The organism is Pseudoalteromonas sp. MelDa3 (assembly GCF_002863625.1).
GTDB classification, from domain to species: domain Bacteria; phylum Pseudomonadota; class Gammaproteobacteria; order Enterobacterales; family Alteromonadaceae; genus Pseudoalteromonas; species Pseudoalteromonas arctica.
Genome location: NZ_PJBR01000234.1, coordinates 1 through 10,750, shown reverse-complemented (window position 1 = coordinate 10,750; position 10,750 = coordinate 1). Strand labels below are relative to the sequence as shown.

13 protein-coding genes and 2 pseudogenes are annotated in these 10,750 nt (G+C 36.7%); 5 read left to right on the top strand and 10 right to left on the bottom strand.

The features are described from left to right. Nucleotides 1-231: 231 nt before the first annotated feature. The 5 genes from CXF89_RS19845 to CXF89_RS19825 form a co-directional block, all read right to left on the bottom strand. Nucleotides 232-522, bottom strand: a complete 291-nt coding sequence (locus CXF89_RS19845) for a hypothetical protein (protein ID WP_101217001.1) — start codon at nucleotides 520-522, stop codon at nucleotides 232-234. A 263-nt stretch (nucleotides 523-785) separates the two neighbouring features. Next, nucleotides 786-1,040: a hypothetical protein gene (locus tag CXF89_RS19840; RefSeq protein WP_121955557.1), complete on the bottom strand. Its 255-nt coding sequence runs from the start codon at nucleotides 1,038-1,040 to the stop codon at nucleotides 786-788. A 338-nt stretch (nucleotides 1,041-1,378) separates the two neighbouring features. Next, nucleotides 1,379-1,666, bottom strand: a complete 288-nt coding sequence (locus tag CXF89_RS19835) for a putative quinol monooxygenase (RefSeq protein ID WP_002958660.1) — start codon at nucleotides 1,664-1,666, stop codon at nucleotides 1,379-1,381. 78 nt (nucleotides 1,667-1,744) lie between these two features. After that, nucleotides 1,745-2,560 (bottom strand): 2,5-didehydrogluconate reductase DkgB, encoded by an 816-nt coding sequence (dkgB, locus tag CXF89_RS19830; RefSeq protein WP_121955556.1) that lies wholly within the window; start codon nucleotides 2,558-2,560, stop codon nucleotides 1,745-1,747. 419 nt (nucleotides 2,561-2,979) lie between these two features. Further along, nucleotides 2,980-4,152, bottom strand: a complete 1,173-nt coding sequence (locus CXF89_RS19825; RefSeq protein WP_121955558.1) for an MFS transporter — start codon at nucleotides 4,150-4,152, stop codon at nucleotides 2,980-2,982. A gap of 116 nt (nucleotides 4,153-4,268) precedes the next feature. Here CXF89_RS19825 and CXF89_RS19820 point away from each other — a divergent pair, with 116 nt between their 5' ends. After that, nucleotides 4,269-5,156 carry a LysR family transcriptional regulator gene (locus CXF89_RS19820; protein WP_121955555.1) on the top strand — a complete coding sequence of 296 codons (888 nt, stop codon included), beginning with the start codon at nucleotides 4,269-4,271 and terminating at the stop codon, nucleotides 5,154-5,156. A 22-nt stretch (nucleotides 5,157-5,178) separates the two neighbouring features. Here the strand turns inward: CXF89_RS19820 and CXF89_RS19815 are convergent, their stop codons facing one another. Continuing rightward, the gene (locus tag CXF89_RS19815) at nucleotides 5,179-5,658 is read right to left on the bottom strand and encodes a hypothetical protein (protein WP_121955554.1); all 480 of its coding nucleotides are present in this window, start codon (nucleotides 5,656-5,658) and stop codon (nucleotides 5,179-5,181) included. Between the two features lie 169 nt (nucleotides 5,659-5,827). On the opposite strand from CXF89_RS19815, the pseudogene CXF89_RS21495 reads away from it, so the two are divergent. Together CXF89_RS21495 and CXF89_RS19805 are read left to right on the top strand one after the other, a co-directional pair. Beyond that, nucleotides 5,828-6,075, top strand: a pseudogene (locus CXF89_RS21495) (LysR family transcriptional regulator); the annotation flags it as partial. A gap of 264 nt (nucleotides 6,076-6,339) precedes the next feature. After that, nucleotides 6,340-7,380, top strand: a complete 1,041-nt coding sequence (locus tag CXF89_RS19805) for a metal-dependent hydrolase (RefSeq protein ID WP_121955553.1) — start codon at nucleotides 6,340-6,342, stop codon at nucleotides 7,378-7,380. A 74-nt stretch (nucleotides 7,381-7,454) separates the two neighbouring features. Here the strand turns inward: CXF89_RS19805 and CXF89_RS21600 are convergent. Both CXF89_RS21600 and CXF89_RS19795 read right to left on the bottom strand, forming a co-directional pair. Continuing rightward, nucleotides 7,455-8,315 (bottom strand): annotated as a pseudogene (locus tag CXF89_RS21600) (diguanylate cyclase); the annotation flags it as partial. A 430-nt stretch (nucleotides 8,316-8,745) separates the two neighbouring features. After that, nucleotides 8,746-9,015: a hypothetical protein gene (locus tag CXF89_RS19795; RefSeq protein ID WP_007580861.1), complete on the bottom strand. Its 270-nt coding sequence runs from the start codon at nucleotides 9,013-9,015 to the stop codon at nucleotides 8,746-8,748. Between the two features lie 241 nt (nucleotides 9,016-9,256). Here CXF89_RS19795 and CXF89_RS19790 point away from each other — a divergent pair, with 241 nt between their 5' ends. Together CXF89_RS19790 and ykgO are read left to right on the top strand one after the other, a co-directional pair. Further along, nucleotides 9,257-9,523, top strand: a complete 267-nt coding sequence (locus CXF89_RS19790) for a type B 50S ribosomal protein L31 (protein WP_024591730.1) — start codon at nucleotides 9,257-9,259, stop codon at nucleotides 9,521-9,523. Continuing rightward, nucleotides 9,520-9,654, top strand: coding sequence for a type B 50S ribosomal protein L36 (ykgO, locus tag CXF89_RS19785; RefSeq protein WP_121955552.1), 135 nt, complete (start codon nucleotides 9,520-9,522; stop codon nucleotides 9,652-9,654). The genes CXF89_RS19790 and ykgO overlap by 4 nt, the downstream gene beginning before the upstream one ends. Before the next feature lie 62 nt (nucleotides 9,655-9,716). On the opposite strand, the gene CXF89_RS19780 is transcribed toward ykgO, so the two are convergent. Then, on the bottom strand, nucleotides 9,717-10,103 hold the full coding sequence (locus CXF89_RS19780; RefSeq protein WP_024591728.1) for an OsmC family protein: 387 nt from the start codon (nucleotides 10,101-10,103) through the stop codon (nucleotides 9,717-9,719). Between the two features lie 83 nt (nucleotides 10,104-10,186). After that, nucleotides 10,187-10,576, bottom strand: coding sequence for a cytochrome b562 (locus CXF89_RS19775; RefSeq protein WP_007580869.1), 390 nt, complete (start codon nucleotides 10,574-10,576; stop codon nucleotides 10,187-10,189). Nucleotides 10,577-10,750: the final 174 nt, after the last annotated feature.

Sequence of the window (10,750 nt, the reverse complement as noted above, 5' to 3'; positions counted from 1 at the left end):
GAATGTCAAAAGTATCTGTAAACACAAGATACTCAAAAGCAAATAAGTGAAATATAACTTTTGATCCGAAATACGCAGTTAATAAAGGGATTACAAAAATAAGAATAGATTGATTTGATTTATTAATTTCCATACCCATGTCTCCATTATTGGTTTAATTAACTCAGCTGTAAAATAGGTAAGTACTGAAGGACGAAAATTGCCAGCGGCTAACCTCCCTTCTCGCATTAATTACTTATACGGTGCTACCTTGAATTCTCTGCTTTGTAATTCATGGTAGTTATTTATCTTTGCAACTGCATTTTTGACTTGATCAAAAGTAGCACTTTTACAGAAGTATAGAACATATCCTCCCGTAATATCTTTATTAGAACTGAATGCATATTCAAGACCGAACTTTTCACACAATACGTCTTCAATATAATCCTTGTGATCGTAATCAATTAATTCAATTGATGCTCCCCATTCAACGTGTTCTTTAACTTCAATTTTTGACAAGATATATCTGAATTCATCAAACATGTCACGTATACCTTACGTCTCATAATAGAAAGTGGTTAGTTAAAATATGCAGAAGTAAGGAGCCTATTAACAACTACCAGGCTTATAGTTAAATTACTACCTAAGATTTACCCTACTCTAATTCCCATCGTCATAGGTGGATAAACATGTCTGATAACAAAATTTTTCCATTATCAAAAGTTAGTGTAAATTGATTTACTACGTCTTCACCTAAATGATCACTTTCAACAATGTCGCATATTCGGCTCGGCAGTTTTGAAATATTATAAAGGGTACAATAATTCAGTTCTTTCTACAGGTTCTATACTCAAGCCTAAACTTGGGTAATAACCAATAGCGTCAACTTCACACAGTTTAATTAAATAAGTTTTGCCATCTTCAAATTCTAAGGTTATTTCATAGCAAATCAAAAAACCTTCATTACTCTTATCTTGCCATGCCTGGTGAACTTTTTCGTGAATATGACTTAACGAAACAGCTATAAGAACTTTTCCTTTCAAACTATTCAAGTCAAACATATATGCTTAATGCCTTAAATTACATCTTTCTATATTTACACCAGAGAATTTTAATGTAAACAACAAATTAAATAGGCTATTTATCAGAGTGGGTTGTGATACCAAAACGACTTTTAATAGTGTTATGAACCTCTTTTGATTTCGACGCACTAAGAATTAACAAAAAAGAGTCCTAATAGGTTTCATTGGTATATTGGGGAAGTAGAGTATTTAGGCAGGTTGGAGTGTAAGAATAAAAGGTGATGTAAGTTAACAGCACCTATTTGAGTATTTACTTGGTTATATGTAATTTAGCTAAGTAGTTTAATACATACCATAATAGGCACTATAAAAAGAATTTAACCAATTGATTTATATACATCAATACTACTATTGGTTAAAAGCCCAGTAACTTGCGTACCAAACGCTTTAAAGTGTGGCTCGTTTTTATGCGCTTCAAAGTGCTCGTCAGACGCCCACTGTTCGCTAACAACGTAGTCGGTATGTTCATCATCACTTTTTACCGATAGTTCATAACGTAAGCACCCTACTTCTTGGCGCGATGACTTTTGTAAGTTTTCAAGTGCTGTAAGCATTACATCTGCATCAATATTTTTGCACGACAGTGCCGCTATAACCGTTAACATGTGTATTCCTTTTAAAAGTTAAGGTGTAGATAATCTACACCTTAAAATATTTAGTTAAACTTTGCGTTTGAGGTAAGTTTACTGATCCCACTGCGGCGCAAATTCTGGTGTTGCTTGGCGGTCGCCGCAATCAAGACCATCAATGCGGGCTATGTCTTCATCATCTAATTTAACGTGGTCGTTAAAGTTATCTTCTAAGTTTTTACGCTTAGTTGATGATGGAATTGTCGTCATACCTCTGGCGTTAACCCACGCTAGAACAACTTGTGCTGGACTTGCATCGTGCTTTTTAGCAATGTCGATAATGGTTTGATCTTTAAGTACTTTGCCTACTACAAATGGCATGTATGCTGTTACATGAATGTCGTGCTGAGCACAAAATGCGCGTAATTTAGTATTAGTTAAATATGGGTGCACCTCAACCTGATTGGTAAATATTTCACGCGAGTCAAGCGTTTGCATTGCTTCATTTAAGTTTGCAATGGTGAAGTTTGATACACCAATGTGCTTAGTTAAACCAAGCTGCTTCGCTTTTAGTAATTCAGTGAGGTATTCACTCATTGGCTCGTCGTTAGCAGGCGATGGCCAATGAATTAGCAGTAAGTCGACCGAATCAACCTGTAGCTTTTCAAGTGACTTTTCAACGCTTGGGATAAAGTCGCTTTTATTTAATTTGTTATTCCACACTTTGGTAGTTAAGAATATTTCACTGCGCGGAATATTACTATCTTTTATGGCTTGACCTACTTGCTCTTCGTTGCCATAAATTTGTGCAGTATCAATATGGCGAAACCCAACTTCGAGCGCCATTTTTACTGAGTTATAGGCCGTGTCGCCCTCTAATCGGAATGTTCCCATACCGAGTTCTGGCATTTCTATTACACGTTTTGTCATGGTTTATCCTTATAAAATAATCGGTTTTGAAATACAAACTTCACTGAAGTTTTACGAAATACACCTTTTACTTCTTATTACGACTGTCACTTAAAAATCTATGACCTCATAACAGGTATGAGGTCATTAATTTTAGTTTCAAGGTTAGGGTCTGTTAATCTTTAGAGATTACATTTGCAGCAGTGTATTTGGTATTTAGGCAAGGCAGAGCCTATGCAGTGTGGTTGTTCCACATTAATAGGCGATAACGCAGCATAAATGCCAAATACGCGCTGCCTGTAGGTTCTTCCTAGGGTGGATTTACTCTTTGTCCCTCGATTTTTACTTAGCCCACTAGGTTACAAACCTCGCTCCGTGATTAAATCCTCCCTAGATTGAACAAATTTAATCCTAAAAGGTCAACAGACCCTGCTAAGACTTTATGCTTGCTGAATTTCACGTTTATCAAGCATACCGCTGTAGCGTGTAACACCAAGTGCTAAAACAGAGATAACGGCGCCTATCCATGCTGTATCTTGCAGGGTCATGTTCTCTACTACGCTACCACCAATAATTGAGCCAAGTGCAATACCAATATTAAATGCGGCTATGTTTAAACCTGATGCAACATCTACCGCATTGGGCGTGTGCTTTTGTGCTTGCTTTACTACATAAAGTTGCAAGCCTGGCACATTACCAAAAGCAAATGCGCCCCAGACTAAAATAGTAAGTACAGCAGCAATTTTTGATTCCATCGTAAAAGTAAATATCAGTAAAATAATACTCAAAGCGCTGAATATAATGCTCAGTGCGCTAATTGGGCCGCGTTTGTCGGCCAACTTTCCACCCCAAATATTACCTATCGCTACCGATACACCGTAAACAAGCATTATTAAAGCAATAGCCGAAGGCGCAAAACCTGTTTGTTGCTCTAAAATAGGTGCTAAATAAGTAAACGCTGTAAACGTGCCGCCGTAGCCCAATATCGTCATTAAATATACGAGTAATAAACGCGGTTTTACAATTACTTGTAGTTGTTCTTTAAACGTGGCTGATATTGATTGTTTTAAGTTTTTTGGCACTAAAATAGAGCTGCCGATTAATGCAATTAAACCTAATACCGACACAACTAAAAACGTTGCACGCCAACCAAAGTGTTGTCCAATCCATGTACCTAATGGCACACCGGTTACTAGTGCTACAGTAAGCCCGGTAAACATAATGGCAATTGCACTGGCTTCTTTGTCTTTGCTTACTAGACTTGTGGCAATCATCGATCCGATTGAAAAAAACACACCATGGGCAAGCCCCGTTAAAATGCGCGCAAGTATTAATGTTTCGTAACTTGGCGCTTGCCAAGCCAATAAGTTGCCCAATACAAACAAGCCCATTAAGCTTATTAAGACCACTTTACGATTCCAACGACCCGTTAAAGCTGTTAGCAACGGTGCACCAATAGCAACGCCAACCGCATATAAACTTACAAGCAAACCCGCTGAAGGTAGGCTTACGCCTAAGTCGTTTGCAATGGTGGGTACTAATCCCACTATTACAAACTCAGTTGTTCCTATTGCAAATGCGCTTAAGGTAAGCGCCCACAAAGCCAATGGCATAGTTATATCCTCATTAATATTTGAAAAATGTAGTTTGGCTAAAATATCGTTTGCAAAAAATAGCATTAGTGACAAAATACTTTTGTTAATAATGCAAAGATGGTGTTGGTATATTTATGGCTGTTCATTCAAAAACTGAAGATTTAGAAACATTTATAACGGTAGTAGATTGCGGAAGCTTTTCGGGGGCAGCTAATTTGCTCGATCAACAAGTGGCTAAAGTGTCGCGAGCTGTATCACGCCTTGAAAATACACTGCAATGCACTTTACTAAACAGGACAACACGCCGATTAGAACTTACCGAAGAGGGCCATACTTTTATAAAATATGCGCGCGAAGGGTTAAATACGCTTTATACCGGTGAAGAAGCCATAAAGCTTTTAAAACAAGCGCCAAGTGGCAAGCTGCGAATAGATGCTGCAAGCCCTTTTGTATTGCACCAATTTACGCCTTTAATTGGCGAATTTGCTAAGCAATACCCTCACATAACGCTTGATATAACCTCACACGACAGCATTATTGATTTACTTGAACATAAAACCGATTTAGCCATACGCATTGGTGATTTAAAAGACTCAAATTTACATGCTCGTAAACTCGGCAGCAGTCAGTTACGTATTGTAGCCAGCCCAGAATATATAAAAAACAGCGCTGCAATTACACAAATAGATGACTTACAAAACCATAAGTTAATTGGTTTTAGTGACTCCCCTAAATTAAACACTTGGCCGTTAGTAAAGCCCGCTTTATTTACGTTTTCGCTTAGCGCAAGCAGCGGCGAAACAGTGCGCCAGCTGTGCATTGCAAACCAAGGTGTGGCGTTACTTTCTCACTTTATGATTGGCAATGACTTAAAAACAGGTAAATTAGTTGAAGTGTTACCCAGTGCAGTTAGCTCTCCTAATAACCGAGAGGTTGTACAAGCCGTGTATTATAAAAACAGTGCGGTATCGTCTCGAATTGTGGCTTTTTTAGACTTTATAAAGCCACGACTAAGTTTATAACTATATTAAAAAGCAAGTTAAATTATGCTTGGTTATTAAAAAGCAAACCTGAATTTTTATTATCTGAAGATGATGAAAACATTGAATCCATTAAAGTAGATACATTTTTTCGCACTGTTAATTGTATCGACGATAGCTCACTATCGAGTTGCTTTTTAAGTTCGCTTAGCTCTTCTACCGCTTCCCCTGTGGGCGTATCAGAACTATTGGTCATTTCTCTTATTTTACTCTGTAAATCTTTAATTGACTCGATCGCTTTATTCATTTGAACTGCTGAATTGTCACTCGAATCTTCTGTTTCGCTGCTAATGATAGACTTTGCGTCTTCAGTAGCTGCAGTAGAGCTCGTAGTTTTTTCGGCGTCTTTATTTAAAGAAGAGTCTGCTTTAGCCTCTGGACTTTTACTAGGATCATCCGTTTTTACAGTGTTTTTATTTAAATTACTTAGGCTTGAATAGCCATTGTCATTGTATAACTGCGAAGAAAGAGTTCCAAAATTCATTTTTGCCTCATGTGTCTAAAAATTGACGACTTTATTTTTATAATTAGAAGCAATTATCATTCCAAATATGGTAACAAATTGACCATCCGTATTTTAAACGGGAACAGGACTTATAAGTCGCCACGGGGTATTATTTTGCTTAATTTAAAATGCGAGGAAAGCTATACTTTTAAAATACGCCTGCGAAAGGCTAAATATTTTATGCACAGATGAAAACGCCATAAAGCTTTAAAACAAGCGCCAAATGGCAAGCAGCTAATAGATGCGGCAAACCCTTTTGTATTGCATCAACTTACGCCTTTAATTGGTGAATTCGCTAAATAATACCCTCACATAACGCTTGATATAACCTCACACGGCAGTACTATTAATTTACTCGAGCATAAAACAGACTTAGCCATACGTATTGGTGATTTATAAGATTCGAACTTACATGCTCGTAAACTTGGCCGTTATTAAAACTCATTTTATTTACGTTTTCGCTTAGCGCAAGCAGCGGCGAAACAGTGCGGTATCATCGCGAATTGTGGCTTTTTTAGATTTCATAAAGCTTAGGCTTAGTTTATAAGCTCTGTATATTAATATTGATATGCTTATTAAATGTTTTAACCGATTTTTTGACGCTTTTTAATAATCAAAAAGTATAAATAATAAAAGTAGTAATTAAAGGTATTAATTAAAATGGATTCTTTAACGCAGGTAGCATTAGGCAGTGCTGTAGGTTATGCGGTATTAGGCAATAAAATAGGTCGAAAAGCCGTTTTATGGGGAGCAATTTTAGGCACGCTCCCTGATTTAGATGTATTTTTGCCATATGGCGGATCTGTAGAAGCATTTACTTATCACCGTGGCTTTAGCCATTCGTTATTAATACATTTATTAATTAGCCCGCTCATTGTATGGCTAATATTAAAAGTACACGCGGGAATGCAAATTTATAAAGTGCGCTGGTTTTGGCTAGTATTTTTAAGTTTATCTACACATGCCCTATTAGACAGCCTAACGGTATACGGTACACAACTACTCTGGCCTTTTACTGAGTACCCCTTTGCGGTTTCTAGTGTGTTTATTATTGACCCCGCTTACACGCTTCCTTTATTAATTGGCGTAATATCTACGCTAATACCCAAAATAAAAGCAGCAACGGCTTATCGTATAAATGCAGCGGCTTTAGTTTTAAGTAGTCTATATTTATTTTGCGCTTTAATTTTAAAAGTAAATATTGATGACAAAGTAAAAACGGCTCTCAACAACAGACAAATACCAGTCAATGCGTATGTTAGTACGCCTGCTCCGCTAACCACTTTGCTGTGGCGTATTGTTGTGATGTCTGACGGACAATACTACGAAGGTTATGCATCAGTATTTGACGCACCCAGCGATGTTACATTAACGGCTTATCAAACAACGCCTTCACTGTTAAATAATATTAGCGATGAATGGGCTATAAAACGCTTGCAGTGGTTTACTAAAGGGTTTTATTCGGTGCGCCAACAGCAAAGCAATATTGTACTTTCTGATTTACGTATGGGCATGGAGTGCAACTATGTGTTTAATTTTGTAGTGGGTCAAAAAAATGATTCAGAAGTGAGCATTGGTAACTTTGAAAAAATAAGTCAAAGACCAAACTTAAACAATCTTCATAAAATATGGAACAGGGTTTGGCAACCAAATGTGTCTTTAGCATCACCCGCGGCAAAAAATGACTGCAATAGCGAATAACGGCATATTATAAGGTTCGTACTAGCATGAGGAAGTTAAGTGAAGTTCAAGCAGCAATTAAACTAAATAGTTCACTAAAGTGATTGCTGCTTTTTTTGCTGATACATTGCAACATCAGCATCTTGAATCATATCCTCAACTGATTTACCTGTATCGTGTGTAAAGTGTGTTACTCCTACACTGTAATCAATTTTGTATGGCTTGTTTAAGGTATTATTAGCATGCTCTATTGCATCCGCAAACCTTTGTAAAACAAACTCTGCTTTTGTCTCGTCTGAATCGCTTAACATCGCAACAAATTCATCTCCGCCAAGTCGACCTATTACTTCACAATCACGAAATGAACTAAGCATAATTTGTGCAAATTTATTTAATACAAAATCGCCTTCGTGGTGTCCATAAATATCATTAATTTGTTTAAACTTATTGAGATCAAACAAAATAAACGACATTGATACTTTGTTTCGCCTACATACATTTAGCGTATGTTCGGCAAGGTTTAAAAAGCCACGTCGATTAGAGATTCTTGTTAACTCATCAATTGTGGCTAGTTGAATTGATTGAATTTCTCGCTCGACTAACGTGCCTAAATCTCTTAGTAATTGTTTTTCTTCATCATTGAGTTGTCTAGGTTTATTATCGGCAAGGCACAAAGTGCCTATAATGACTCCTTCCCTTAATTTTAAAGGAAAGCCTGCATAAAAGCGTACTTTAGGATCGCCTGTAACAAAGGGGTTATCAAAAAACCTTTCGTCTTGAGCTGTATCTGGGATTATTAATAACTCGTCTTGATTTATGGTGTGGCCACAAAATGAGGTTTCGCGAGGAAGCTCAGGCGCATCAAGCCCCTGCCTTGATTTAAACCACTGGCGGTCTTCGTCAATCAAAGTAACCAATGAAATAGAAACATTAAACATACGCTTGGCAATACGAGTAACACGATCAAAGCGCTATTCATGAGACGTATCTAGAATTTTTAATGCTCTAAGCGCGTGTAATCGCTCAGCTTCGTTATTTGGAATCTCAGGTTTAATCATTAAAGCTCTATTAATTTTAAATGTTTTATAAATTACGAAACTGGAGCGAATATTTTCGAGTATATAATCCGATAAACTTATTTAAACTATAAACAGTCTGCCTATTCAAACTAGAACATTACCTAAAAATAGCAATAAATAAATATTTATAAATATCAGTAAGTCGTGCCTAAATAAAGATAAGATTCAATCCGCAAAAAATTATGATTTAAACAGGTGGGAGTAGTGGTTGATACAACATAGCTACTCTTTAATGAAAAAGTAGTAGTGGCTATTTAGTTTTATTTAAATAACCACTGGATTTGGCATATTTACAAAAATAAACACTTTAATTTTGGTGCTCATATTGTCCACGGTAAACTTCAAATACTTTTAAAACAGTATGTTGCTCTTTAGTTAGGTTATCAAACCAATCATCAAACAGCTCATCATCTTCTTGCTCGCTTAGTGCCATATACCTTGCTAGTAACTCTACAATATCATTGTGGTTGCAGGTTAAAGGATTTACTTGTTGCGCCAAGGTACTGTGGTCGCGCTCTCTTAGGGTTTCCATCACCCCTTGATCAATTTGTTCTTGTTGTTGTGTTGCGTCACTCATACATAACCTCTGTAATAACTTTATAACCGTATTTGTTAACGTTTTAACTCTTAAATATAGTTATAACAGCCTAAACGCCAATAGCCAGCATTTTTGATTCAAGTGCTTATTTTTTGATTTGTTTGCGCAAATAGCCAGCAATTACGGCCTTTTTGAGGAACATTTAAATAATTTGCAATGGGAGAGTAAATACGTTAAATTTAAATGGTATATTATCACATATCATTTATTGAGGCGTATTATGAAACCAAATATTCATCCTGATTACCACGTGGTTGCTTTTCACGATACCGCTGCCGATTCTTACTTTATTATTGGCTCAACCATAAAAACGAGCCGCACAATAGAAATAGACGGTAATACATATCCATACGTACCTATTGATGTATCAAGTGACTCGCACCCATTTTATACAGGCAAGCAAAAAACAACCGCTACAGATGGCCGCGTTGCGCAGTTTAATCGTCGTTTTAAAAGTTTATCGACTGTTAAAAAGGAAAAGGTATGAAAGTATTAAGCTCTCTTAAAAGTGCCAAGCAACGTCCGGGGTGTCAAATTGTAAAACGCAAAGGCCGCGTATTTGTAATTTGTAAAAACAACCCACGCTTTAAAGCAGTACAAGGACTGAAAAAGAAATAAGTTAAACGGGGATGCTCAACATATAATTAGGTAGCTTGCTTAAGCTACCTAATTTAGGGGGACTATTTTACCACTACTGAAAACTCTGGTACTGCCTGAATTACTTTTTTTACCGTACAGGTATTAACGGCTGCAATAAGCGCCTTTTTATATTTATCAGGGAAGCCTTCTGGTAAGTTAATCTCAATTGAAAATAGCTTTTTACCGTTGTCATCTACATTTTCGTTATTTTGAGTAAGCGTCATACCTTGCGTTGAAATATCACGCTGCTCGCAAAACTTACGCGCATAAAAACCTGCACATAAAACCATACTTACTAAAAAATAATCAAACGGTTCTGGATACTCTGCATTGCCACCAGCGTTTACGCTTTGATCGCTTATTACTTCTAGGTCGCCAAATTTAGCGCTTTGCTTTTGGCCTTCTAACATTGAAACTGAAATTTCCATTGTGTTTCCTTATATTTATTGCTGCAGATACCTTTAACGCAATTAGCTTAAAAGTAGCTACTAAAGATACATATAGTTTAGGTTTATGAACCGAACAGTAATTCAAAGAACCCTGGAGGCTCGTGTAACTCATGATATTTTTTACGTAAATTATCTATATTTTTCAGTGGTTCTTTTGCCGCACTTAGCCCCTGCTCGTTTGCTGCTTTTTTTGCAAGTTCAGCTTGAGCAATCACTTTATCAAGGCCCTGCAATGACTGCTCAGGTTTTTTGTAAAACTTACCTGTTTTACTCACTTTAACCAGCTTTATAAATTCATCAATCGCAGTATTAAATTCACTAAGTTGAGTTGCCTGCACCGCTTGTTTATATGCAAGGCCCGTGTTTTTCATATTTACTTCAAGATCGACTTCTTGCTGCGCAAAAGACATTGAACTAAACGCAAAGGTAAAAATAATAACTAAATACTTCATGGTCAAACCTATTAATTAAAAACACCTAAATTGTATCAAGTTTACGTAGCAAAGTAACTTTACGAGCTGTTATGAGCACTTTGAGCTGTAAAGGGGGTTTACAAATTAATCATTTTAAAGCCGCAATAGTGAAAAATATTCAAATAACGATTTTTTTGAATAAAAAACACCTAA

Bases quoted from the DNA above. Each gene is read 5' to 3' on its own strand.
- CXF89_RS19805 (WP_121955553.1), top strand. From the start codon at position 6,340: ATGGATTCTTTAACGCAGGTAGCATTAGGCAGTGCTGTAGGTTATGCG.
- ykgO (WP_121955552.1), top strand. From the start codon at position 9,520: ATGAAAGTATTAAGCTCTCTTAAAAGTGCCAAGCAACGTCCGGGGTGT.
- CXF89_RS19840 (WP_121955557.1), bottom strand. From the start codon at position 1,040: ATGTTTGACTTGAATAGTTTGAAAGGAAAAGTTCTTATAGCTGTTTCG.
- dkgB (WP_121955556.1), bottom strand. From the start codon at position 2,560: ATGACAAAACGTGTAATAGAAATGCCAGAACTCGGTATGGGAACATTC.
- CXF89_RS19815 (WP_121955554.1), bottom strand. From the start codon at position 5,658: ATGAATTTTGGAACTCTTTCTTCGCAGTTATACAATGACAATGGCTAT.
- CXF89_RS19835 (WP_002958660.1), bottom strand. From the start codon at position 1,666: ATGTTAACGGTTATAGCGGCACTGTCGTGCAAAAATATTGATGCAGAT.
- CXF89_RS19795 (WP_007580861.1), bottom strand. From the start codon at position 9,015: ATGAGTGACGCAACACAACAACAAGAACAAATTGATCAAGGGGTGATG.
- CXF89_RS19780 (WP_024591728.1), bottom strand. From the start codon at position 10,103: ATGGAAATTTCAGTTTCAATGTTAGAAGGCCAAAAGCAAAGCGCTAAA.
- CXF89_RS19775 (WP_007580869.1), bottom strand. From the start codon at position 10,576: ATGAAGTATTTAGTTATTATTTTTACCTTTGCGTTTAGTTCAATGTCT.
- CXF89_RS19790 (WP_024591730.1), top strand. From the start codon at position 9,257: ATGAAACCAAATATTCATCCTGATTACCACGTGGTTGCTTTTCACGAT.
- CXF89_RS19845 (WP_101217001.1), bottom strand. From the start codon at position 522: ATGTTTGATGAATTCAGATATATCTTGTCAAAAATTGAAGTTAAAGAA.
- CXF89_RS19825 (WP_121955558.1), bottom strand. From the start codon at position 4,152: ATGCCATTGGCTTTGTGGGCGCTTACCTTAAGCGCATTTGCAATAGGA.
- CXF89_RS19820 (WP_121955555.1), top strand. From the start codon at position 4,269: ATGGCTGTTCATTCAAAAACTGAAGATTTAGAAACATTTATAACGGTA.